Origin of the sequence: Marisediminicola sp. UYEF4, assembly GCF_040546025.1 — a bacterium.
GTDB lineage: Bacteria > Actinomycetota > Actinomycetes > Actinomycetales > Microbacteriaceae > Marisediminicola.
Genome location: NZ_JBEPNA010000005.1, coordinates 46,469 through 69,781, shown reverse-complemented (window position 1 = coordinate 69,781; position 23,313 = coordinate 46,469). Strand labels below are relative to the sequence as shown.

The window sequence follows — 23,313 nt, the reverse complement described above, 5'->3', positions numbered from 1 at the left end:
GCGAATCACACCGTCACGAGGTCCCGGAGCTCGGCGAGCGTCTTCTCTCCGATGCCGGTCACGCCGAGCAGGTCCTCCACTGCGGTGAACCGCCCATTCGCATCCCGCCAGTCGACAATCGCCTTCGCGGTGGCCGGCCCGACTCCGGGGAGCGTGTCGAGCGCCGCGAGGTCGGCGGTGTTGAGGTTGACCTTGCCTGCCACCGCCCCGCCGCCTACGCCTCCACCCCCGACGCCGGCGCCGACGGTGCCGGCGCCCGGCGACGGCGTCTCGCCGATAGCGGGAACGTAGATCTGCTCCCCATCACTCAGCGGCCGGGCGAGGTTGAGCTGGGACTGGTCTGCGGTCCCGGCGAAGCCGCCGGCGGCCGCGACGGCGTCGATCCCCCGGTCCCCCTCGCGTAACTGGTACAGCCCAGGCCGCTGGACCGCCCCGAGCAGGTGAACGAAGATCGCTCCGCCAGCGCCGGATGGCTCGGCCCCCGGCAGGCCCTCGGCGACGGGAGCGGGGTCTGGAGCAATGGTGACCGTGGACCCGCGGGGGCCGAGCGCCGCGACGAGCACCGCGACGACGAGTGCGACGAGGAGAAGCACGACGACCGCTCCGAGCGTCATCCGCACGCGCGGAGGTACGGGTGGGGCACGGAGCGTCGGGGTCACCCGTGAAGGCTACGGCGCCCCGTCAGCCGGTCGGGGACGGATGCCACGGGACGATCCCGAGGCGACGCCGGCCGCCGGTGGGGAGGAGTGGACGCGGGTCAGCCCTTCGTGGCGAAGTTCACCAACCTCGGGGCTCGCACGATGACGTTGACGATCTCGCTGTCGCCGATCGTCCTCGTCACCGCGGCGGATGCGCGGGCGAGCTTCTCGAGCTCGTCATTCGCGATCTTGGGACTGACCTCGAACTTGTCGCGCACCTTGCCGTTGACCTGCACCACCGCGGTCACCGACTCCTCGACGAGCAGCACCGGGTTGGCCTTGCGCCAACCGTAGTGCGCGACGGAGGGCGGATAGCCGAGCTTCTCCCACATGTCCTCGGCGGTGTACGGGGCGAACAGGCTGAGGCCGAGGGCCACGGTTTCGGTCGCCTCCCGCACCGCCGCATCCGCCGTGCCCGGTCTGCCGTCGATCGCCTTGCGCGTCGCGTTGACGAGCTCCATCAACCGCGCCACCACAACATTGAACTTGAACGCCTCGATGAGCCCGGGGGCCTCTGCTAGGAAGCGGTGGGTGACGCGGCGCAGCGCCACATCGCCGGACTTCCAATCGACCTCGGGCGCGCTCGTGACGTCGTCCGAGAGCCGCCAGGCGCGGGCCAGGAACTTCGCCGAGGCATGGGGAGACACGTCCGCCCAGTCGATGTCGTCTTCGGGCGGTCCGGCGAACGCCATCGTCAGGCGCACCGCGTCGACGCCATGCTCGTCGAGCTGCTCGCTCAACGCCACGATGTTGCCCTTGCTCTTGCTCATCGCCGAGCCCTCCATGAGCACCATGCCCTGGTTGAGCAGGGCGCTGAACGGCTCGGTGAAGCTGACATAGCCCATATCGAAGAGCACCTTCGTAATGAAGCGCGCGTAGAGCAGGTGCAGGATCGCGTGGGTCACACCACCGACGTACTGGTCGACGGGGGCCCACTTGTCGGCTTCCCGCGGGTCGAACGCCTGCGTCTCGTCGTGCGGGTTCAGGAACCGCAGGAAGTACCAGGAGCTGTCGACGAAGGTGTCCATCGTGTCGGGGTCGCGGCGGGCGGGCTCACCGGTGACCGGATTGGTGACGTTGACCCAGTCGGTGGCGGCGCCGAGCGGCGAGGTCCCCTTCGGCTTGAGGTCGAGCCCCTCGGTCGGCGGCAGCAGGATCGGCAGCTGCTCCTCCGGCACGGGGATGAGCTCGCCGTCGGCGCCGTGGATGATCGGGATCGGGGTGCCCCAGTACCGCTGCCTGCTGATCAGCCAGTCGCGAAGCCGGTAGTTCTTCGCCGCGCGGCCGGTGCCGGCCCCCGTGAGCTGCTCGATGATGCGGCGGATGGCGTTTGACTTGCTCAGCCCGTCCAGCGGGCCGGAGTTGAGCATCCGCCCCTCGCCGGTCAGGGCGACGCCGGTGATGGCCGGGTCCAGCGGCGGGAGGTCGTCGGGCAGTTCGTAACTACCGTGCTCGTCCATGTGGATGATCGGGATCGCGCCGGTGACCGGCGCATTGGTGTCGACGACGACCCGAACGGGGAGTCCGAATGCGCGGGCGAAATCGAGGTCGCGCTGGTCGTGGGCGGGGACGGCCATCACGGCGCCGTGCCCGTAGTCGGCGAGCACGTAGTCGGCCGCCCAGATCGGCAGGCGTTCGCCGTTCGCCGGGTTGACGGCGAACCGGTCGAGAAACACGCCGGTCTTCGGCCTGGTGGCGTCCTGCCGGTCGATCTCGCTGATCATCTGCACCTGGGCGGCGTACTCGGCGAACGCGGCCTTCACCTCGGGCGAGGAGTCGCCCACGAGCTCGGCGGCGAGTTCGGAGTCCGGCGCCACGACCATGAAGGTCGCGCCGTACAGGGTGTCCGGGCGCGTCGTGAACACGCTCACGGGCGCCTCGCGGCCCTCGATGACGAAGTCGACATCCGCTCCGATCGAACGGCCGATCCAGTTGCGCTGCATCGCGAGCACCTTGCTCGGCCAAGTTCCCTCGAGCTGATTGAGGTCATCGAGCAGACGGTCGGCGTAGTCGGTGATCTTGAAGTACCACTGCGTGAGCTTCTTCTTCACGACGAGCGCGCCACTGCGCTCCGACGTGCCGTCGGCCAGCACCTGCTCGTTGGCCAGCACCGTCTGGTCCACCGGGTCCCAGTTGACCCAGCTGTCCTTGCGGTAGGCGAGGCCCTTCTCGTACATCTTCAGGAACAGCCACTGGTTCCACTTGTAGTAATCCGGGTCGCTGGTGTGGAGAACCCGGTCCCAGTCGAACGATGCGGCGTAGCGCTTCATCGTCGCTTTCTGCTGCTCGATGTTGCGGTAGGTCCAGTCACGCGGGTCCACGCCGCGCTTGATTGCGGCGTTCTCGGCGGGCAGCCCGAAGGAATCCCAGCCAATCGGGTGCAGCACGTTGAAGCCCTGCTGCCGCCAATACCTGGCGATCACGTCACCGAGCGCGTAGGCCTCGGCGTGCCCCATGTGCAGGTCTCCCGAGGGGTACGGGAACATGTCGAGCACGTACTTGCGCGGGCGCTTGTCGTCTGCGTTGCCCGTGCCGAACGGCTTGGCCTCCTCCCAGCGCGGGAGCCACTTGGCCTGGATGGCGTCGATGTCGTAGCCGTTGCGTGCGCGGTCGTTGTCGTGTGCCATTGGGCTCTCAATCGGTGCAGGGGGTTTTCGGGCAACGTCGCGCCCGTGATCAGGGTACTAAACCCCGAGGACCCTCAGCAGCGCGGCCGCCTTGAGCTTCATCTCCGCGAGTTCCTCGGCGGGCACACTGAGGGCGGTGATGCCGCCGCCGGTGCCGATCGTGGCGCCGTCGGCATCCAGCACGATGCTGCGGATGACCATCGCGAGGTCGAGGCCGCCGTCGAACCCGACGTAGCCGAAGGCGCCGGAGTAGAGCCCGCGCGGGCGGGCCTCGAGTGTGTCGAGGAGCTCGGTCGCCCGCAGCTTGGGGGCACCCGTCATCGACCCGGCAGGGAAGCACGCCTCGATCGCGTCGATCGCGCCGCGATCGGCGGCAAGTCGGCCGCGCACGGTGCTGACCAGTTGGTGCACCTGGGCGTAGCTCTCGACCTGGAGCAGCGACGGCACGCCCACCGACCCGACCTCGCAGACGCGTCCAAGGTCATTGCGCATGAGGTCGACGATCATGAGGTTCTCGGCGCGTTCCTTCTCGCTTGCGGCGAGCTCCGAGCGCAGGCGGTCGTCGTCCGCCCGGTTTGCACCGCGCGGCCTCGTACCCTTGATCGGCCTCGACTCGAGCACACCGGCGCTGTCGAGGCTCAGGAACTGCTCCGGTGAGGAGCTCAGCAGGCTCACGTCGCCGATGCGCAGGAATCCACCGTGGTGGGACGGGCTCGCCCGCCGCAGCTCGAGCCAGGTCGCGAGTGGGTCGGGGCGCACGTCCACGGCGACCTCGGTTGTGAGGCACAGCTGGTAGGCCTCGCCCTCGATGATCGCCAGCTGGCATGCCGCGATCTTCGCGAGGTACTCCTCGTCGCTGTCTCGCCAGCGCACCGCTGTGGCAGCTACGGGGGTGAGCGGGTCGGACGTGTCGGCACGGCCGGGGTTCGAGAGTACCGACAGCCCGGCGAGGGACGCGACGGTGCTGTCGCGCCAGCGTGCGAGCTCGCCGCTCCACGCGTCGCCGAGCGCGATGAGGTGCACGGAGCCGGCGGCGTGATCGAAGGCGACGAGCCTGTCGATCCGCAGGAGGGCGGCATCCGGGTAGCGGGACACGCGGGGGCGGATGTCGGCGGTGGCACTTTCATGCCCCGGCATCGTATGCGTGCGCAGCTCGTAGCCGAGCCAGCCGACCCACCCGAGCGGGGCGCGGACGGCCTCATCGGTCAGAACGGGCTGACCACGGAGGAAATCGAAGATCGTGCCATCGAACACGTGCCCGCCGGGCGCGAGGGTGACGGTGTTGTGCGGCACCGAGCCGGTCGCCACCTGGTTCCCTGCGCCGATGTAACTCATGCCCGACGCGGCATGGGCTCCCCCGTCAAGCCAAAACGCGTTCGGGGCCTCGCCGTGCAGGGCAGCGAACGCGATGCCCGGATCGGACCATCCGGCGACGGGATGTCGGAGGATCCGCTGGCGCATAACCTAACCCTATGAGTTCTGCCGCGTCGCCCACTCCCGTGAGCTACCTGTGGCACGACGGTGCGCTCGTTGCCGTCGACAACGACGCTTTCGCCGACGCCACAATCGAGGTCGCCGATTCGTGGCTGGTTCACGACGGAACGGCCCTCGCTCTCGACCTGCATCGCGCCCGGTTCGCCGGGTCGCTGCGCGACGAGCTCGGCGAGCGAAACACCGCCGACCTCGACAGGCTCGGCTTCGACGCGTTCTGGGCCGCGGTGATCGATGTGATTCCACGGACAGGCGACTGGTTCCCCCGCATCGAACTCCAGCGCGACAGCGGCGCCCCCGTGCTCGTGCTGCGGCTGCGCAGCGTCCCTGCCCGCTCGGAATCGGTCATCATCATCAGCCACCGGGGCGACGATCCCCGCACCCGCCCCAGGGTCAAGGGTCCCGACCTCGCCTCTCTCGCCGCTGTCAGGTCACACGTGACCCACCTCGGCGCCGGCGAGGTCGCGATCCTGTCAGCCGAGGGATTCATTGTCGAGGGCGCGTACTCGGCCCTGCTCTGGTGGCGCGGAGACACGCTCTGCGCACCTCCGGACAATCTCGACCGAGTCGACAGCGTCACCGCGAGGACCGTGCTCACCGTCGCCGCCGCTCTCGGGATCGAGGTGCTGAACGAACCGGCCACTCCGGCCGACCTCGACGGGCTCGAGATCTGGGCGCTGAGCTCGCTCCACGGCATCCGCATCGTCACGCGGTGGATCGACGGTCCCCAAGCCGCGGAACAGCCGGGCCGGCTTCGCGCCTGGCGCGCTCGACTCGGCAAACTGTCACGCCCACTCGATACGGTCGAGAGGTGAACGACGCTCTCAACTCGATACTCGACCTCGTGGAGAGCGTCGACCCGCTGACCCGCACCCTGCTCGCCGCCCTGGGCATGTTGCTCGAGACCTCGGTGCTCGTCGGCGTGGTCGTGCCCGGCGACTCGATCGTGATCGTCTCGAGCACCGCCGTGTCGGGAGCGGTCGAGTACTTCGGGCTCATCCTCGCCGTGATCGTCGGGGCGCTCGCCGGGGAGAGCATCGGGTTCACCCTCGGCCGCTGGTTCGGCCCGAAGATTCGCCGCAGCCGGCTCGGGCAGCGCGTCGGTGAACGCAACTGGGTGCGCGCCGAGAACTACCTCGATCGGCGCGGCGGGCCCGCCGTCTTCATCTCCCGGTTCCTGCCAGTGCTGCACTCCCTGATCCCCCTGACGGTCGGGATGAGCGCGATGAGCTACCGCAAATTCATGGCCTGGACGGTGCCCGCCTGCGTTATCTGGGCCTTCGCGTACGTGTCGGTCGGATCGGCCGCCGCGGGCACCTACCGCGAGCTGTCGGACAGCCTGCACGGAGCGGCGTACATCTTTGTCGGAATCATCGCGGGGTTTCTCCTCCTCATCGTCGCCGCCAAGAAGATCCTCGAGCGCAACGAGGCCCGGCACATGGTCCATCCCGGCGACGGCGGCCCGCCCCAGCTGGAGGACTGACGCTGGCGCACAGGGACGAGAGAAGGGGGCGGATGCCGCAGCATCCGCCCCCTTCGCACTGCCAGTCCTCTAGATGAGGCCCTTCTCTGTCAGCCATGCCTCGGCGATCACGTCAGCCGACTTCTGGTCGTTGACGCTCTCCGAGTTGAGGCCCACGAGGTCGTCGGCGCTGAGGGCCGCGTTGACCTCGTCGAGGATCTCCTGCGCACCCGCGTCGACCTTGTCCGACACGATGGACACGACGTTGTCCGGGAAGAAGATGCCGTCCGGGTCGTCGAGGGCCACAAGGTTGTTGGCCTTGATGTTCGGGTCGGCCGTGTAGATGTTGGCGAGCTGGATGTCGTTGTCGACGAGCGCCTTCACCGTGAGAGGTCCGCCGCTGTCTTCGATCGACTTGACCTCGGCGATCGGCACCCCGTACTTCGACTCGAGCGCCTCGGGGCCGTAGGGCCTCGTCGCGAGCTCGGAGTTGCCGCCGACGGTGATCGGCTCGGTCACGTTCATCAGCGACGCCACGTCGGTGAGCTCGTACTTGTCGGCGAAGTCCTGCGTGACGGTCCACGAGTTCTGGTCCGAGGCATCCGCGGGCTCGAGAGCGGTGAGCCCCTCGGGCAAAGCCTCCTGCAGGTCGGCGTACACTGCGTCCGCGGTGCCACCGGCTGCCTCGGAGTCGAGAGCCTGCAGCAGGCTCCCGATGTATTCGGGGAAGACGTCGATGTTGCCCGCCTCGAGCTCGGGGAGGTACACCTCGCGCTGGCCGATCTGGAACTGGCGATCCACCTCGTAGCCGCCCGCCTCGAGCGCCTGCGAGTAGATCTCAGCGATGATCTCGTTGGAGTAATACGCCTGCGAGCTGACGACCAGCGGTGCCGCGGCGCCCTCCTCATCGGTACTCGCTCCCTCGTCGAGGGGATCCCCCGACGCACACCCTGCGAGGGCGACGACAGCCCCCACCGCGACTGCGCTCCACGCGAGCCGGCCCTTTGCTGCTGTGAACATTTCGTGATTCCTCTCTGATGCGGTTATTCCGCTGCCGCCACGGATCGGTGTGATCCGGAGCGGACATTCGTGCGCTGTCCTGCCCGCACGCCGGCGGGGACAACAAGTCGTTGAAGGGCGCTGAACGCGCCCTCGAAGGCGATCGCGAGCGCGATCACGAGAATGGAGCCTGCGAGCATCTGCGTGTAGTCGTTCGTGCGCAGCCCGAGGAAGATGAAGCTTCCGAGGCCGCCGCCGCTGATGTACGCGGCGAGGGTCGCGGTGGCGATGACCTGGAGGGTCGCAGAGCGGATGCCGCCGATGAGCAGCGGGAGCCCGAGCGGCACCTCGACCCGACGGACGATCTGCCACTCGGTCATACCGACCGAGCGTGCGGAATCGACGATGCGGCGGTCGATCGCCTCGAATCCGGCGTACGCGCCCGCGAGCATCGAGGGGATCGCGAGAACGACGAAGGCGATGATCGGCGCCTGCACGCCGATCCCGATCGACAGGCCGAGGATCGAGATGAGGCCGAGGGTGGGCAGCGCGCGCACCCCGCCGGAGACGAGTACCGCTGCGGCCTTGCCTTTGCCCGTGTGCCCGATGAAGAATCCGGCGGGAATGGCGATTGTGCCGGCGATGAGGAGCGAGAGCACGCTGATCCAGAGGTGCTCGAACAGCCGCGCCCCGATGCCGTTGGGCCCGCCGTAGTGGGCGGGGTCGAGAATCCAGGCGATCGCGTCGAGGATGAGGTTCACGCGGTCACCACCAGTTCGGTCGGCGCCTGCGACTTCGGCGCGGCGGCGGCGTGCCGCCAGGGCATCACGAGTCGGCCGCAGAGAACGAGGATGGCGTCGAGCACGACGGCGATCAGGATGGTCAGCACGATGCCGGTGTAGATCTCGCCCGGAATGTTGCGCTGCAGGCCGTCGGTGAACAGCAGCCCGAGGCTCTTGATGCCCAGCACCGCACCCACGGTGGTGAGGCTCACGGTGCTGACCGAGACGACGCGGATGCCGGCGAGCAGCACGGGCCCGGCGAGCGGCAGCTCCACCTTCCAGAACCTCGACCAGCCGGAGAAGCCCATCGCGGTCGCCGACTGCTCGACGTTCGGGTCGACGGAGGCGAGGGCGTCGGCGGTCGCCCGCACCATGAGCGCGATGCCGTAGAGGGTCAGCCCGATCACGACGTTGATGGGGTCACGCAGGCCCGTGCCGATGACCGCCGGAAGGGCGAGGAACAACGGGAGGGAGGGAATCGCGTAGAGCAGCCCGGACACCGCGAGGAGCGATCCGGAGAGCCAGAGCAGCACGCCCTTGCCCGCGCTGTACCGGTTGGCGACCCAGCCGATCGGCACGGAGAGGACAAAGCTCAGGATGATCGCGGGGACGGCGATCGCCAAGTGGTCCAAGGTCCGCTCACCGATGAGGGGGAGGTTGTTCAGGACCCAGTTCACGTTCTCGTCGGCTCCTCTGGTTTGACCAGGGCACCCTCCACGAGTACGCCGGCGGCGCGACCGAACCCGTCGACCAGTACGGCACCGCGCTCGGTGTGCCGGATGCTGAGGGCGCGCTTGCCCCGATCGGCGCCGATGAAGCTTGAGACGAAGTCACTCGCCGGGTCGGCCATGATCTCGGACGGCGACCCGATCTGGGCGATGCGCCCTCCCTGCTCGAGGATGACGACCTGATCGCCGAGCAGGAATGCTTCGTCGATATCGTGCGTGACGAAGACCACGGTCTTGTCGAGTTCGCGCTGCAGCCGGATGAGCTCCTGCTGGAGTTCGTCACGCACGATCGGGTCGACGGCGCCGAACGGCTCGTCCATCAGCAGGATGTTGGGGTCGGCGGCGAGCCCGCGCGCCACACCGACTCGCTGCTGTTGCCCGCCGGAGAGCTGGCTCGGGTAGCGGTCGGCAAGCGACCGCTCAAGGCCGACGGTGTCGAGCAGCGCGAGCGCATCCGAGAACGCCTTCTTACGCGGCACCCCATTGAGGATGGGCACGGTGGCAACGTTCTCGATCACGGTGAAGTGCGGGAGGAGCCCGGAGTTCTGCATCACGTAGCCGATCCGGCGCCGCAACGCGACCGGCTCGAGCCCCGAGGTGTCTTCGCCGTCGATCTCGATCGTTCCCGAGGTCGGATCGACCATGCGGTTGATCATGCGGAGCAGCGTCGTCTTGCCGGATCCCGAGGATCCGACGAGCACGGTGGTCTTGCGCGACGGAAGCACGAGGGTGAAGTCGTCGACGGCGATCGTCCCGTCGGGAAATTTTTTGGTTACCGAACGGAATTCGATCATCAGGTTTGGCTCATTCCTCGCGGATTAGTGCGAATCGACACGTGCCGGACCATCTACTCAAACACTTCCCGCGGGCGTGTGCCAAACGCAGACGCCTTTTATCAGCGAGCTGTGACCTTCAGCCGACCCCGACTACGCGTCAGAGCCCGGGTTGCCGTAGGCGCCGATGAGGTAGCCGCGGGCCACCGACAGCGCCTCGTTGGTGAACTGCGAGTCGCCGTTGCGATCGAACGCGAACGCGCGCGCCAGCAGGGAGTCGCACAGATCGAGCGCCACCTCGACACGGAACTGCAGTTCGTCGTTGCCCTTGAGGCCGTGGCGTGACGACAGCACGGAGACGAGCGCCGCGGCGATGATTCCATTGTTGGTGCGGTCCCCGGCCCGCGGCTGAAGGTCGAGCACGTCGCCGAACCGGAGGGCGCGGAAGCCGGGCTCTGACCGGAATGCGTCGACCCAGTACTGCAGCGCGGCGTCGACCGCCTCAAGCCAGTTGGCGCGGTCCGGCGACTCGATCGCCGGGATCCCCTCAGCGGCGAAGCGGGTCATCGATCGTCCGCTGAGCGAGTGGAGCACGGCGATCCGATCGGGGAAGTACCGGTAGACGGTGCCGATCGACGAGCCTGCACGTTCGGCGATCATGGCCGTTGTGAGGCGTTCGAATCCGAGCTCGTCGACGACCGCGGCGGCCGCGTCGAGGAGGGAGGTCAGTCGGGCGGTGCTGCGGGCCTGGACGGGCTCATTGCGAAGGACTGCGGTCGCAACCGTTGTGGCGCTCTCGCCGGAGGAGTAGGAGGACACGGGGGATCCCTTTCGTCAATACGAGTCAACAATGGCGACTGATTTGGAATTCTAGCTTGTCTCGCTTCGCGACCGCACCCCGTTTACATCGGCGGGTTCGAGGGATTTGTCGACGGGTTTGCGCGGCGCGAATCGTCGGCGCGGTGGCGCGCGTGAAAGACTTCTGCAATGGTGCGTACCCCCAAGGCAGTAACCCCCGCGTCCGCTGCCGAGCCGCTCATCCATTTTGCGGCCCGGCTCGAAGACTCCTTTCACAACTTTCGGGAGAAAAGGGCGAGAAAGCGGGGGCTGACGCCCATTGTCATTCCCTACACCGGATACGGCGCTCCCGGTTGGGTCCGGGTTCTGTGTCGGGTGCTTCTGGCAAAGCCGGCGGAGGACGGAGACGCCCGGTACACGAGCATCCGCGGCTGGCGAAGCTTCACGAGCGTGCCGGTCAACGATGTCGCCGTGACAATCGTCATCGACGGGGTGGAGCACCGTGTGACCGCCGACCGCGGCGGGGTGGTCGACGTCCGCGTCGACGTCGACCTGCCGCCGGGCTGGCATGACATCACAATCCGCACGGACGATTCCGACATCGTGACCGCCCCGGTATTCATCGTCGACGACTCGGTGCGCTTCGGGATCATCTCCGACATCGACGACACCGTCATGGTCACCGCGCTCCCCCGCCCGTTCCTTGCCGCCTGGAACACCTTCGTGCTCGACGAGCACGCACGGCGTCCTGTTCCCGGAATGGCTGTGCTGTACGAGCGTCTGACGAGGGATCATCCCGGCTCACCCGTGGTCTATCTGTCGACGGGGGCATGGAATGTCGCGCCGACACTCACCCGCTTCCTGTCCCGCAACCTCTACCCCGCCGGACCGCTCCTGCTCACCGACTGGGGGCCGACCCACGACCGCTGGTTCCGCAGCGGCACGGATCATAAGCGAGAGACCCTCGGGCGGCTCGCCCGAGAGTTCCCGGATGTGCGCTGGCTGCTGTTCGGCGATGACGGGCAGCACGACGAAGAGCTCTACAGCGCGTTCAACGAGTCGCACCCCGCGAACGCGAGCGCGGTCGCGATTCGTCAGCTGTCGACAAGCGAGGCCGTCCTGGCCGGTGGGCGATCCAAGGCCGAGGAGCACGAGAACGGCAGCGGCATCCCCTGGGTCTACGCGCCGGACGGCGCCGGGCTCGCGGAGCAGCTCGAGGAAATCGGCCGCCTGTAACGCCCGTCGCTCTCGCGGCGGCGGTCACCAGCCCAAGGTTCCCGGTGCGCCCTTGAAGGGGCCGACGAGGTTGCTTGTGATCCAGCCGCCGTAGAAATCGCCCTCCTGCGCGGTGACGACCTCGCCTCCGACTGTGCACTCGTCCATCGCCGACGGATAGATCGCGACCATGTCGGCAAGTGCCGCGAATCCGTTGGTCGGGGTCGGGTAGAACCAGCCAGCACGCTCGGCGGTGACAGCGCCGCCGTGCACCGAAAGGTACTTCGCTCGCCCCTTGAACTCGCACCAGGAGTCCCCGGCGGCCGGGGTGATCGCACCCTGCGCGATGTCGGCCCGCGGAACGTAGTAGACGGGAGGGTGGCTGGTCTCGAGCACACGCACCGCGGCGGCCGAATCGACAATGAGTACGCCCCCGAGTGTCACGGTGACGCGATCGGTAACTAGCTCAACTCTCGGAGGCCGGGGGTAGTCCCAGACTGACTCTTGCCCGGGGCCCGGCTCGATCCGCTCTGCTCGCTGTCGCATGGGCACACGATACCGGGGCGGTCTGGCCCTAGGCTGGGGCTTCCTGGTATTCGTCGAGCGAGCGCCGTGTGCAGCGTGACCCGATCGAGCGCGAACGGGTCCCCCGCACCGTTGACGTTGATGTCCAGCTGCATGTAGTCCGGGCCGGCGGGTCCTTCCAGCCCCAGCCGCTCCTCGAATACGGTCTCGACCGAATTCATCTTCTCCGCGTTCCAGACCGGTTCGACAATGCGGTTGGCGAGGCCGCGACACGGCTAAATTCGGCGCGGCCCCTCGGGCCTGAGGTGCTCCGAGAAGAACGTCTCGATCCGCTCCCACGCGTCAGCGCTGGCCTCCGGGTCGGGACCGGCACCCAGCACCCGGTGGAGCACCGGGCGCAGCGCGGGGGGACCACTCGGCTCGTCGTTCAGGAAGGCGTGGCCCGCATCCGAATACTCCTTCACGTCATGCTGGACTCCAAGCCTGCTGAGGGCGCCGTCGAGTTTGGCGGCCGCTCCTCTCAACGAGAGGTCCTTGCCCCCGTAGCTGCCGATCACCGGGCAGGCTCCCGCCAGGGAGTCGAGGTCGCGGGGCAGCCGGCCGTAATTCACCGAAGCGGCGTCGTAGCCGTGGGTGGCGAGCAGCAGTGCGAATCCGCCGCCCATGCAGAAGCCGATCACTCCGACCCGCCCGGAGCAGTCCGCGCGCTTGAGCAAAGCCGACCGTGCGGACTCGATGTCGGCGAAGGCACGACCCTTTCCGGTCAGGAGCGAACGCAAGGTCGAGCCGAGGCACTTGCGCGCCCCACCCTCGCTGAACAGGTCGGGGGCCAGCACGAGGAATCCGGCGGCGGCGAGTCTCGAGGCCTGTCGGCGCAGGATGTCGTTGATCCCGAACGCCTCGTGCACCATGACGACGCCGGGCCACGGTCCGGGGCCGACAGGCGTCGCGAGCACGCCGGCGAGGTGCTCGCTCGTGCCCGGGATCGCGGAGCCGATGTGCACGTCGTCGACCTTGATCTCGAAACGCTCCGCCATCGTGCTCCCCTCGTTGCGCCCGAGCCTAGCCCCGCCACACCCACACCGCAGGAAGTAGCGGCGTCACACCGCGGGGCGGATGCCGGGCACAGCCGACACTGCAAAAATGGGGACATGTCATCCTCCGTGCTCACGGCGCGCAATCTGTCCAAACACTACGGAACCGGCGACGCACGTTTCGACGCGCTTCGCGGAATCGACCTCGACATCCGCGAGGGCGAATCCGTCGCGATCGTCGGCAAGAGCGGATCGGGAAAGTCCACTCTCATGCACATCCTCGCCCTGCTCGACTCGCCGTCGAGCGGCGAGTTGGAGATCGTGGGCCAGAACGCGAAGACGCTGAGGGGGCGCGCGCTCAACACGCTGCGCAACGCCACCTTCGGATTCGTGTTCCAGCAGTTCTTCCTCAACTCTCACGCCACCGTGCTCGAGAACGTGATCCTGCCGCTCAAGATCGCCCGCCTCGGATCCCGGGAGCGCAAAGCGAAGGCGCTCGAGACACTCGCGCTCGTCGAGCTGACCGACAAGGCGGGGGCGAAGGCGATGGACCTCTCGGGCGGCCAGAAGCAGCGCGTCGTGATTGCGAGGGCCCTGGTCGGCGACGCGCGGATCATCTTCGCGGATGAACCGACCGGCAACCTCGACTCGGCCACAGGCGCCGTCATCGAGAACCTGCTCTTCTCCCTCAACCGCGACCGCGGGATCACGCTCGTGATCGTCACGCACGACGACGACCTTGCCGCCCGCGCCGACCGGCGCATCTACCTCAAAGACGGGCGCCTCGTCGACGAGGGCGACCTGAGGTCCCCGGCTTCCCCGGTTACGACGCCGAACGGGGCGGCACTCGCATGAGGACCACCGACATCGTCACGACCGCAATCGGCAACAGCTTCCGCAGCCGCCTCCGCACCACCCTCACTGTCCTGGCGATCTTCATCGGCGCGTTCACCCTCACGACAACGAACGCGCTCGGAACGGGTGTCAACGAGTACATCGATACCCAAATCACGTCGATTGGCGCCCCCGACGTCATGAATGTCAGCAAGCCTACGTTGGCGAGCGACGCGGACGACGGCCCAGCCCCGTATGACCCCGATTCCGGTAGCGAGATCGATACGAACGCCGGCCCGCCCGGCACCACCGTGCTCGCCCTGTCCGACGCGGACATCGACGAGATCCGTGCGGTCGAGGGGATAACGGATGCCCAGCCCCTCGTGTCCGTCCGGCCGGACTTCGTCGAGTGGCGGGACAACGGCCGGTTCCAGCTCTCGATCAGCCCGTTCAGTGCCGGGGTGACCCTCGACCTCGCCGCGGGGAGCGGCTTCGACCAGTCCAGCACGGAGTTCGAGATCGTGCTCCCGACGAGCTACGTCGACACGCTCGGCTTCGCGAGCGACGACGCGTCGGTGAACGAGATCGTGCAGATCGGCGTGACGGATGCCGTCGGCGAGCAGCACCTGATCGACGCCACCGTGGTCGGCATCCAGAATCCGACCCTCGTCGGCACGGGGGCCAGCACCAACACTGCGCTGACGACCGCGCTGTTCGATGCCCAGCGCACCGGGCTCCCCGAGCAGGCGTCGACCGAGTACGCCAGCGCGACGGCGAGATTCGACGCCGACGCCAGCGACGAGGATATCCAGGCGATCAAGGACCGCCTCGTGGATGCCGGCTTCGCCGGAACCACCGTCGCCGACCAGATCGGCACCTTCCAGAGCGTCGTCGACGGCATCATCCTCGTGCTCAACGCGTTCGCCGTGATCGCGCTCATCGCGGCCGGCTTCGGCATCATCAACACCCTGCTGATGAGCGTCCAGGAGCGGACGCGCGAGATCGGGCTGATGAAGGCGATGGGAATGAGCGGGGCACGCATCTTCGCCCTGTTCAGCACGGAGGCCGTATTCATCGGGTTCCTCGGCAGCGCGATCGGCGCGGGCGTCGCCATCGCGGTCGGGTCCGTGGTGAGCTCGGTGCTTGCCGAGGGCTTCCTGTCCGGGCTCGCCGGCCTGCAGATCCTCACGTTCGCACCGGCATCCATCGCCAGCGTCTTCGCGCTCGTGATGGGGATCGCGTTCCTCGCGAGCACCCTGCCCGCGTCTCGCGCGGCGCGGCAGAGCCCCATCGACTCCCTCCGCTACGAGTGAGCCACGGGCGCCCAGCCGCACGGCACTAGCCTGAGGGGATGCGCCAGCTTGCCTCGCTTCGCGCCTCGGCGCGCAGCCCGCTGCTCCAGGTGCTCAAGACCTCGGTCGCCGCCGTCTCGGCGTGGTTGTTGTCGAACCTGCTCCTGCAGCAGCCCCTGCCGATCTTCGCCGCCATTGCGGCGCTCCTCGTTGTGCAGCCCAGCGTCAACCAGTCACTCGCGAAGGGAATCGAGCGAAGCATCGGCGTGATCCTCGGGGTCGTGATCGCGTACTCCGCTGGCCTCGCATTCGGCAACGCGAGCTGGGTGGTTCTCGCTGTGATCGTCGTGTCGCTGCTCGTCGCCTGGGCACTCAAACTGACGCCCGGTTCGTCCAACCAGATCCCGATCAGTGCCATGCTCGTCCTCGTGATCGGAGCGCAGACCCCCGAGTACTCGATCGAACGGATCCTCGAGACGATCATCGGCGCCGTCGCGGGCCTCGTCATCAACGCGCTGATCGTTCCGCCCGTGCTCGTCGCGCCAGCGCGGCTCGCCGTCGGACGTTTGGAGGCGAGCGTCGCCTCGTCGCTGCAACGCCTGTCGGCCGCCCTGCGCTCCCCCGTCGACTCGTCCGAGCTCGAACTGATGATGACGGCGGCACGGGAGCTGCGACCGCTGCAGGCGAAGGCCGCGGGTGAACTGGACCGCGCCGAGGAGAGCCTCACCTTCAACCCGCGCGGCTCGCGGCACACGATCACGATCGAGCAGGACCGAGCTCTCCTCCTCCGGCTCTCCACCCTCGTTACACGAACTATCGGCATGACCCGGGCGGTTCGCGACAACTACGACCCGGCGCTCGTCGAGGATGCGACCGTCTCCCGCATCGCGCTCGAGCTCGACCGCGCGGCCCACGACGTGCGCCTCATGGCCGGCAGCGTCGGCGGCGCGAGGCAGGCGGGCGCACCGAGCGAACCCGCCCCGATCACCGCGGAGGTCCCCGCACTGACGGCCCCGCTCGTGATCTCCAGCCCGAACCCGCGCAATTGGATCCTCGTCGGATCGCTGCTGGAAGACCTTCGCCGAGTGCGCGAAGAGATCATCGGCGGACCGGATGCCTGAGCTCGCAGCATCCGCAGTGCACACCTACGCGCCGTACCGGGTCATCAGCGATCCCGCGATACTGGGGCTCATCGAGACGCGGGTGGAGGGCGAGCACGGCCACACCGTCGCCCGGCACCGTTCCGTGCGGACGTCCGTGCGGGCCACGATCTTCCTGCACGGCGCAGCGGGAGCGTGGACCACGTTCACTCCCCTGCTGCAGGCCGCGGCGGCCGACGGCATCCAGATCGAGAACCCGGTGCTGCTCGACCTGCCCGGGTGGGGCGAGGGCGCCCTCTTCCCCGGCGCGGACGACCTGACCGTCGACTCGTTCGGCGCCTTCGTGAAAGATACCGTCGAGGGCCTCGGTTTCACCGAGTGGGACATCGTCGGGCACTCGTTGGGCGGCTCCATCGCGATGCACATGGCCGCCGCGTACCCCGACCGGGTGCTCTCGGTCGGCATGGTGTCCGGCACCACATTCTCGGTTATTCGCAGTATCGATCACCCCTTCGCGAACTTCCGGGAGCTGCCCGCGTTCGTGATGCTCTGGCGCATCCTGCAGCTGCTCACGATCCTGGGGCGCACCGGCCGTGGCATCGTCCTCGGGCTCGGCGCGACCCCGGTTGCCCGGCTGCTGTTCACGCCGCTGTTCCGGCACGGGTACCGGGTGCACCGATCCGCCACCGACGCGACCGTGCTCGATCTGCATCCGCGGTCCTTCACGGGGGCCGCCACCGCGACGGCGGGCTACGACGCGCACCACTGGTGGGGGCGCATCACCTGCCCGGTGATCGCGCTCAAGGGCGACCGGGACATTTTCGTCACCGGCGCCGACTTCGAGGAACTCGCGCGAGTGGTGCCGACCAGCCGGCGTACTGTGCTGGAGGACTGCGGCCACTTCGGAATCATTGAGCGTCCGCACGCGGTGCTCACCGCTCTCGGCTACACCGGGCAGTTCTGACCGCGACGATCAGGGCCGGTCGAGCCAGGTGAGGCTCGCGAAGTCTTCGGCCGTGAGGCCCAGTGCCGTGGCCGAGTGCGCGACAAGAGAGCGCGCATCGCCGATCTCGATCCCGTCCCGCACAAAGACATCGAGACCGTGCGGGACGGAGCGGGAACCGGTCAGGCGCAGCACGAGGATATCTCGGTCGGCGCTGGAGCCCACGACGCTCCAGTGGCGTCGGCGCAGCCTCCTCCGGCCGAGCCCGCGGCGCACGAAACCGCTGCCGTTCCAGCGGTCGACCCCGAGGCGGTGCTCGCGCTGCCCACCGGACGAATTCCACGACACGTCATCACTGAGCACGAGCGGAGCATCCGAGATCAGCTCGAAGGCGATTACGGGGGCGACGCGCTCGCTCGACAGCCACTGCGGCATATTTGTGGCACGAACCTGCCAGGTGCCCAGAAGCAGAGACTGGAGCTGCTGCGAATCCCTGGGCGCGCTGCCTCTGCGGCCCCGCTCCCGCGCTCCGAACATATCCCCAGTCACAGTGCCAACCTAGCGCTGGGCGGTCGCGTACCGTGGAGACATGAGGGCGATTGTCATATCGGCTATCGGCGGTCCCGATGTGCTAGGGGAGCGTGAGCTACCCGACCCGGAGCCGCGGTCCGGCGAGGTGCTCATCGCCGTCGCGGCGGCCGGAGTCAACCGGGCCGATATGGTCCAGCGGCAGGGCTACTACCCTCCCCCGCCGGGTGCGCCGGATTGGCCGGGCCTCGAGGTGTCCGGCACGATCGTCCGGCTCGGATCCGGTGTCGCGGGTTGGAAGGTCGGCGACCGTGTCTGCGCACTGCTCGCGGGCGGCGGCTACGCGTCACTCGCCGTCGCGTCCGCGCACCAGCTCCTGTCTGTGCCGGAGTCGGTCAACCTGGTCGACGCGGCGGCATTGCCCGAGGCGCTGGCGACGGTCTGGAGCAACGTATTCCTGCTCGGCGGGCTCCGGGCAGGCGAGACGCTGCTCATCCACGGCGGATCGAGCGGCATCGGCACGATGGCCATCCAGCTCGCGCGGGCGTTCGGCTGCCGTGTCGCCGTGACCGCCGGGTCTGCGGCGAAGCTCGCCGCCTGCGAACAGCTCGGTGCAGACATTCTCATCGACTACACCACTGAGGATTTCGTCGACTCGATCGAGCGCGCGACGGATGGCGCGGGAGCCGACGTGATCCTCGACCCGATCGGCGGCGCCTATCTGGACCGCAACGTGCGCGCGCTCGCCCGCCACGGCAGAATCATGCTGATCGGAAACCAGAGCGGCGTGCCCGCCGAATTCGCGATCGGACGACTGATGGCCAGGTGGGGCAGCATCCACGCCACCAGCCTGCGCGCCCGGCCCGAGGCGGAGAAGGACGAGATCATCGCGAGCGTGCGGGAGAACGTCTGGCCACTCGTCGCGGCGCGGCAGGTCGTGCCCATCGTCGACCGCCGCTTCTCACTAGCGGATGCCCGGCTCGCGCACGAGCGCCTCGAGTCGTCGGCGCACATTGGCAAGCTGCTGCTGCTGCCCTAGCGGCTCCGGAGGCGACTCCGGACGCGACACAAGCGGGCAACTCGCGGATGGACTCACGAGCGTCCCCGGCGTCACGACCTTGAGGCGCACCAGGATCCTGACGGGCGCGGCCCACCGCACGACCTAGCATGGGCCAATGCCCACCACCGCGGTCGCGCTCCTTCGCTCGACCCACCCCGGCCCGGCCGTCGCCGTCACGCTCATTGCGATCGTGCTCGCCGCGGGAGTCGGCCTCGACGGATGGCGGCTGGCGCTCCTCGGAGTCGCCTTCGCCGCGAATCAGGCCTCCGTTGGGCTGTCCAACGACTGGATCGACGCCGAGCGCGACATCGCGGTGGGCCGCACCGACAAGCCGGTCGCACTGGGCTGGGTCAGTGCCGGCACCGTGCGGGGCATGGCGATAGCGACCGCCGTCGTCGCGGTCGCCGCCACGGCGCCACTCGGCTGGCGCGCGACCGTCGCCCATACCGCGTTCATCGCCTCGGCGTGGAGCTACAACGCCTGGCTCAAGCGCACAGCGTTCTCGGTGCTCCCCTACATCGTGAGCTTCGGGCTGCTCCCCGCCGTCGTCACCCTCTCGCTGCCGGAGCCGTCCTGGGCAGCCGCGTGGGCGTTGGGGCTCGGCGCGCTGCTCGGAGTCGCCGCGCACTTCGCCAACGTGCTGCCCGACCTCGATGACGATCGGGCGACCGGAGTACGCGGGCTCCCCCATCGCCTCGGACCGCGGCGCACCGGCATCGGCACCTTTGCGGCGCTGCTCGCCGCATCCGTGCTCGCTCTCGTGGGCCCGGGCGAGGTCGGAGTGGCTCAGTGGATCGGGTTCACCGCGACCGTGCTGATCGCCGCGATCGGCATCGCGCTCGTGCTCACGAGGGAGCCGTCACGTCTTCTCTTCCAGCTGATCATCGCCGCGGCGCTCATGAATGTCGTTCTCTTGGCCACCGCCGGCGCGAGCCTGCTCGCCTGACCCGGCAGCAGCACCGTCGGCCGGGGGAATGTTGCGGATGCCAATCGCCGACACCACCCCGCCGGCCATCAGCAGCACCGCCGTGACGACCAGCCCGCGCTGGAAGCCCCCGAGGTCGAGGTCGCTGCCGACGATCACGCCGAGCATCGCGATCGCGATAAGTCCCGCAATCCGGGCGAGGGCATTGTTCACGGCCGAGCCGATTCCGGCCTGCCGCGAGCTGATCGACCCGAGCACCGCGGCTGTGAGGGGCGCCACCGTGATCGTGAGCCCGAGGCCGAACACGGCGATACCGGGCAGCACCGCCGTGAGATAGTCGGCGGATGCGTCGATTCGCAGCAGGAGCAGGAATCCGACGCCGCCCAGAATCGGGCCGACAGTCATGAAGAGCCTCGGTCCGAATCGGCCGGCGAGTGAGCCGAAGAGCGGCGACAGAGCGATGTTCACCACCGTCACCGGGAGCAGTGCGGCGCCGGCGAGGGTCGCCGAGTAGCCGGCCGACTCCTGGAGGAAGACCGCGAGCACGAAGGTTCCCAGCGACAGGGCTCCGTAGATGAGAACGGTCGCGACGTTGCCCACCGCGAAGTTGCGAACCCGGAACAGACCCAGCGGCATCATCGGAGCCGGCGCGACGCGCTGCCGAACGATGAATCCGCCGAACGCGAGAACGCCGATGGCGAGCGGCACCCAGATGATCGGGCTGGCGAGACCGTAGGTGGCCTGCTCAATCAGCGCGAACACGGGCAGGCCAAGCCCGACGACGCCCAGAATCGCGCCGAGGTAGTCGATCGGCACCTCCCGCATCCGCTCGTCCCGCTCGCCCAGCAGAGCGAGCAGCCAGAGAGTCACGAGAATCGGCAGCACGTTGATGGCGAACACGAGCCGCCAGGATGCGAGGTCGACGAAGAGTCCGCCGAGCACCGGCCCGACCAGGAAGGCGGCGCTCGTCCAGGCCGTCCAGAGCCCGATGGCCGTGCCCTGCGCCGGCCCCCGGAAGGTGGAGAGGATGAGCGCGAGGGAGCTCGGCACGAGAAGCGCCCCGGAGACCCCTTGGAGAGCCCGCGCGACGATGAGGAACTCGCCGCTCGGCGCAAGAGCGCACAGGAGGGAGGTGATCCCGAAGCCGATGAGCCCGACTCGGAGCACCAGGATGCGCCCGAATACGTCGGACATCGACCCCGCGAGCAGCATGAGCGACCCGAGCGTGATGAGGTAGGCATCGACGACCCACTGCTGCAGCGACAGGCCGCCCCCGAGCTCGGCGGTGATCGCCGGGAGGGCGACGTTGATGACCGAACCGTCGAGGAATGCGACAAAGGAGGCAAGCACGGCGATCGCCAACACGAGTCGTTCGGAGCGGGTCACAGCGGCGCCGCGGGTGCTGTACCAGTCATCAGGCCAGCCTAGACGCGTCGCCAACCCTCCCACCAGCTTGAGCGCGTCTCTCCATCCGCCCGTGTTTCTATAGGCTGGTGCAGCACACTTCGCCACCGGGGCGAGTCGAGCAAGGAGGGCACGTGGGCATCTTCTCGCCCGGGTTCGGAGGCAAGCGGCGATCGGATGTGCCGGGCCTTCCTCCCGGCCAGTACCTCACCGAGAGCTTCCCGGTGCTCTCCGCCGGTGCGACGCCGCGCGTGTCGCTCGACGAGTGGGAGTTCTCGATCTCGACCGAGACGGGTGCGCGGCACCGCTGGTCGTGGCAGGAGTTCATGGCGCTCCCGATCGAGGATGTGACGACCGACATCCACTGCGTCACGAGCTGGTCGAAATTCGGCACCGGCTGGCGCGGCGTCTCCCTCGACACCCTGTTCGCCGACGTCGAGACGACGGCGGAGTTCTCGATGGCGTACTCCTACGGCGGCTACACCACGAACGTTCCGCTCGCCGACCTGCGAGGTGGCAAGGCCTGGGTGGCGTTCGAGTTCGACGGCGCCCCCCTCGAGCCGCAGCACGGCGGTCCGGCGCGCTTGCTGGTGCCGCACCTCTACTTCTGGAAGAGCGCCAAGTGGGTGCACGGCCTCAACCTCCTCACCGCGGACGAGCCGGGATTCTGGGAGCAGAACGGATACCACATGCGCGGCGACCCGTTCCTCGAGCAGCGCTATTGGTGAGCTGGGCGCCCGCGCGCGTCGTGTCGGTGCGGCGGGAGACGAGTGAGTCCAGAACCATCGGGCTCGACATCGAGGGATGGCCGGGGCACGTCGCGGGCCAGCACGTCGACGTGCGGCTGACGGCCGACGACGGCTACACGGCCGTGCGGTCCTATTCGATCTCCTCCTCCGCTCCGTCGGGGCGACTCGAGATCACCGTCGACCGCCTCGATGACGGGGAAGTGTCCCCGTACCTGGTCGACGAGCTGAGTGCCGGCGACCGCATCGAGATCCGCGGTCCGTCCGGCGGCTGGTTCGTCTGGCGGCCGGAGACGGATCCCGTTCCCCCGCCGCGCGCGCTGCAGCTCATCGGCGGCGGCTCCGGCATCGTGCCGCTCATGTCGATGATCCGCACCCACGCCGAGACCGCGAGCGTCACGCCGTTCCGGCTGCTCTACTCGGTGCGCTCCCCCGCCCTCGCGCTGTACCGCGAGGAACTGCTGCTGCTCGAGCGGGACGACGACGCCCTCGAGGTCGCCTGGGCCTACAGCCGTGAGACCCCAGAGGTCTGGTCAGCGCCACCGGCGCGCCTCGACCGCGATCGGACGGTCGCGGCCGCGTTCCCGCCGTCGATCGGCGCCGAGGTCTACGTGTGCGGGGCGTCACCGTTCGTCGAGTCGGTCACGCAGTGGCTTGTCGAGGCGGGCCACCTCGCGGACCACATCAAGACCGAGCGCTACGGCGGCTGAGAGTCAGGCGCCGGGGTCGAGCTTCGAGTCCTCGCTGAGGACGTGCCACGTGCGGTTGTGGTAGACGAGAGGGCGCAGCCTCTCGGCATCCGCCTCCGGGCTTCCGCGCTCCGGCGTGCGCGCCTCGAGCGCCTCGACGGCGAGCACGGTCGAGCCACCGGCCTCCATGCGGTCGACGACGCGCCCCCTGATCCAGACGGGCGCAGCGGTGAAGTACGGTTCGCCCGTCGGCAGGCGGGACCAGATCGAGGTGTCGGCGAACCGGTCGACGCCGCTCGTGGCGCCGAGGAGCGCGAGGTCGAGCTGCGCTGCGGTGAGCAGGTGCACGACGACCGTGTCGGCCCGCATGAGAGTCGGGGTGCTCGACGATAGGGCAGAGAGGGAGAACACCAGGAGCGGCGGTTCGGCACTCACCGAGAACACCGACGTCGCGGTCAGGGCGACCGGGCCGTCTCCGGCATCCGCGGTGATAAGGGCGACGCCGGCCGGATGCGTACGGAAGGCAGCCTTGAACTCCTCCGGCCCGAGCACGCTCTGGCCGTCGTCGAGCACGTGGATACGGCCCGTCGCCACTCCGACCGCGTCCACCTCGCGCGGCCCCGTTGAATCTCGGCGTTCCATCCTGGCTCCTTCGTCCCG

Annotated in this window: 24 protein-coding genes; 11 read left to right on the top strand and 13 right to left on the bottom strand. The window is 68.5% G+C overall.

The features are described from left to right. Positions 1–5: 5 nt before the first annotated feature. The 3 genes from ABIB15_RS07130 to ABIB15_RS07120 form a co-directional block, all read right to left on the bottom strand. Complete coding sequence (locus tag ABIB15_RS07130; protein ID WP_354476410.1) at positions 6–659, bottom strand: ComEA family DNA-binding protein; 654 nt, start codon at positions 657–659, stop codon at positions 6–8. A 98-nt stretch (positions 660–757) separates the two neighbouring features. Beyond that, positions 758–3,325, bottom strand: a complete 2,568-nt coding sequence (gene leuS / locus ABIB15_RS07125) for a leucine--tRNA ligase (protein WP_354476408.1) — start codon at positions 3,323–3,325, stop codon at positions 758–760. 57 nt (positions 3,326–3,382) lie between these two features. Next, positions 3,383–4,786, bottom strand: a complete 1,404-nt coding sequence (locus ABIB15_RS07120; protein WP_354476406.1) for an anthranilate synthase component I family protein — start codon at positions 4,784–4,786, stop codon at positions 3,383–3,385. An 11-nt stretch (positions 4,787–4,797) separates the two neighbouring features. On the opposite strand from ABIB15_RS07120, the gene ABIB15_RS07115 reads away from it, so the two are divergent. Continuing rightward, positions 4,798–5,631 carry an aminotransferase class IV gene (locus ABIB15_RS07115; RefSeq protein ID WP_354476404.1) on the top strand — a complete coding sequence of 278 codons (834 nt, stop codon included), beginning with the start codon at positions 4,798–4,800 and terminating at the stop codon, positions 5,629–5,631. Then, the gene (locus tag ABIB15_RS07110) at positions 5,628–6,299 is read left to right on the top strand and encodes a DedA family protein (protein ID WP_354476402.1); all 672 of its coding nucleotides are present in this window, start codon (positions 5,628–5,630) and stop codon (positions 6,297–6,299) included. Before ABIB15_RS07115 ends, ABIB15_RS07110 begins: the two co-directional genes overlap by 4 nt. Positions 6,300–6,368: 69 nt before the next feature. On the opposite strand, the gene ABIB15_RS07105 is transcribed toward ABIB15_RS07110, so the two are convergent. From ABIB15_RS07105 to ABIB15_RS07085, 5 genes are all read right to left on the bottom strand, one after another. Continuing rightward, positions 6,369–7,298, bottom strand: coding sequence for an ABC transporter substrate-binding protein (locus tag ABIB15_RS07105; RefSeq protein ID WP_354476400.1), 930 nt, complete (start codon positions 7,296–7,298; stop codon positions 6,369–6,371). A 23-nt stretch (positions 7,299–7,321) separates the two neighbouring features. After that, the gene (locus ABIB15_RS07100) at positions 7,322–8,038 is read right to left on the bottom strand and encodes an ABC transporter permease (RefSeq protein ID WP_354476398.1); all 717 of its coding nucleotides are present in this window, start codon (positions 8,036–8,038) and stop codon (positions 7,322–7,324) included. Further along, positions 8,035–8,736 carry an ABC transporter permease gene (locus ABIB15_RS07095; RefSeq protein ID WP_354476396.1) on the bottom strand — a complete coding sequence of 234 codons (702 nt, stop codon included), beginning with the start codon at positions 8,734–8,736 and terminating at the stop codon, positions 8,035–8,037. The genes ABIB15_RS07100 and ABIB15_RS07095 overlap by 4 nt, the downstream gene beginning before the upstream one ends. After that, entirely contained in the window at positions 8,733–9,581 is an 849-nt protein-coding gene (locus ABIB15_RS07090) for an ABC transporter ATP-binding protein (protein WP_354476394.1), read from the bottom strand. Before ABIB15_RS07090 ends, ABIB15_RS07095 begins: the two co-directional genes overlap by 4 nt. A gap of 132 nt (positions 9,582–9,713) precedes the next feature. Next, entirely contained in the window at positions 9,714–10,379 is a 666-nt protein-coding gene (locus ABIB15_RS07085) for a TetR/AcrR family transcriptional regulator (RefSeq protein ID WP_354476392.1), read from the bottom strand. 168 nt (positions 10,380–10,547) lie between these two features. Here ABIB15_RS07085 and ABIB15_RS07080 point away from each other — a divergent pair, with 168 nt between their 5' ends. Further along, entirely contained in the window at positions 10,548–11,594 is a 1,047-nt protein-coding gene (locus ABIB15_RS07080) for an App1 family protein phosphatidate phosphatase (protein ID WP_354476390.1), read from the top strand. Positions 11,595–11,618: 24 nt separating this feature from the next. Here the strand turns inward: ABIB15_RS07080 and ABIB15_RS07075 are convergent, their stop codons facing one another. Continuing rightward, entirely contained in the window at positions 11,619–12,119 is a 501-nt protein-coding gene (locus ABIB15_RS07075; RefSeq protein ID WP_354476388.1) for a DUF427 domain-containing protein, read from the bottom strand. Between the two features lie 254 nt (positions 12,120–12,373). Next, positions 12,374–13,135: a dienelactone hydrolase family protein gene (locus tag ABIB15_RS07070; protein ID WP_354476386.1), complete on the bottom strand. Its 762-nt coding sequence runs from the start codon at positions 13,133–13,135 to the stop codon at positions 12,374–12,376. A gap of 114 nt (positions 13,136–13,249) precedes the next feature. Here ABIB15_RS07070 and ABIB15_RS07065 point away from each other — a divergent pair, with 114 nt between their 5' ends. From ABIB15_RS07065 to ABIB15_RS07050, 4 genes are read left to right on the top strand one after another with little or no spacing between them, the layout of a single operon-like run. Continuing rightward, the gene (locus ABIB15_RS07065) at positions 13,250–13,987 is read left to right on the top strand and encodes an ABC transporter ATP-binding protein (protein ID WP_354476383.1); all 738 of its coding nucleotides are present in this window, start codon (positions 13,250–13,252) and stop codon (positions 13,985–13,987) included. After that, positions 13,984–15,279, top strand: coding sequence for an ABC transporter permease (locus ABIB15_RS07060; RefSeq protein WP_354476381.1), 1,296 nt, complete (start codon positions 13,984–13,986; stop codon positions 15,277–15,279). Before ABIB15_RS07065 ends, ABIB15_RS07060 begins: the two co-directional genes overlap by 4 nt. Positions 15,280–15,317: 38 nt before the next feature. Continuing rightward, entirely contained in the window at positions 15,318–16,379 is a 1,062-nt protein-coding gene (locus ABIB15_RS07055) for an FUSC family protein (RefSeq protein ID WP_354476379.1), read from the top strand. Then, entirely contained in the window at positions 16,372–17,322 is a 951-nt protein-coding gene (locus ABIB15_RS07050; RefSeq protein WP_354476377.1) for an alpha/beta fold hydrolase, read from the top strand. Before ABIB15_RS07055 ends, ABIB15_RS07050 begins: the two co-directional genes overlap by 8 nt. 9 nt (positions 17,323–17,331) lie before the next feature. Here ABIB15_RS07050 and ABIB15_RS07045 read toward each other — a convergent pair whose 3' ends face one another. Beyond that, the gene (locus ABIB15_RS07045) at positions 17,332–17,736 is read right to left on the bottom strand and encodes a hypothetical protein (protein ID WP_354476375.1); all 405 of its coding nucleotides are present in this window, start codon (positions 17,734–17,736) and stop codon (positions 17,332–17,334) included. 154 nt (positions 17,737–17,890) lie between these two features. Between ABIB15_RS07045 and ABIB15_RS07040 the strand changes: the two genes are divergently transcribed. Further along, entirely contained in the window at positions 17,891–18,868 is a 978-nt protein-coding gene (locus ABIB15_RS07040) for an NAD(P)H-quinone oxidoreductase (RefSeq protein ID WP_354476373.1), read from the top strand. Between the two features lie 136 nt (positions 18,869–19,004). Continuing rightward, positions 19,005–19,835, top strand: a complete 831-nt coding sequence (locus tag ABIB15_RS07035) for a UbiA family prenyltransferase (protein ID WP_354476371.1) — start codon at positions 19,005–19,007, stop codon at positions 19,833–19,835. On the opposite strand, the gene ABIB15_RS07030 is transcribed toward ABIB15_RS07035, so the two are convergent. Beyond that, positions 19,749–21,200 (bottom strand): MFS transporter, encoded by a 1,452-nt coding sequence (locus tag ABIB15_RS07030; protein WP_354476369.1) that lies wholly within the window; start codon positions 21,198–21,200, stop codon positions 19,749–19,751. The genes ABIB15_RS07035 and ABIB15_RS07030 overlap by 87 nt on opposite strands. Before the next feature lie 152 nt (positions 21,201–21,352). Between ABIB15_RS07030 and ABIB15_RS07025 the strand changes: the two genes are divergently transcribed. Further along, on the top strand, positions 21,353–21,946 hold the full coding sequence (locus ABIB15_RS07025) for a sulfite oxidase-like oxidoreductase (RefSeq protein ID WP_354476367.1): 594 nt from the start codon (positions 21,353–21,355) through the stop codon (positions 21,944–21,946). Further along, positions 21,943–22,674, top strand: coding sequence for an FAD-binding oxidoreductase (locus tag ABIB15_RS07020; protein WP_354476365.1), 732 nt, complete (start codon positions 21,943–21,945; stop codon positions 22,672–22,674). Before ABIB15_RS07025 ends, ABIB15_RS07020 begins: the two co-directional genes overlap by 4 nt. Positions 22,675–22,677: 3 nt before the next feature. Here ABIB15_RS07020 and ABIB15_RS07015 read toward each other — a convergent pair whose 3' ends face one another. Further along, positions 22,678–23,295 carry a flavin reductase family protein gene (locus ABIB15_RS07015; RefSeq protein ID WP_354476363.1) on the bottom strand — a complete coding sequence of 206 codons (618 nt, stop codon included), beginning with the start codon at positions 23,293–23,295 and terminating at the stop codon, positions 22,678–22,680. Between the last annotated feature and the right edge of the window lie 18 nt (positions 23,296–23,313).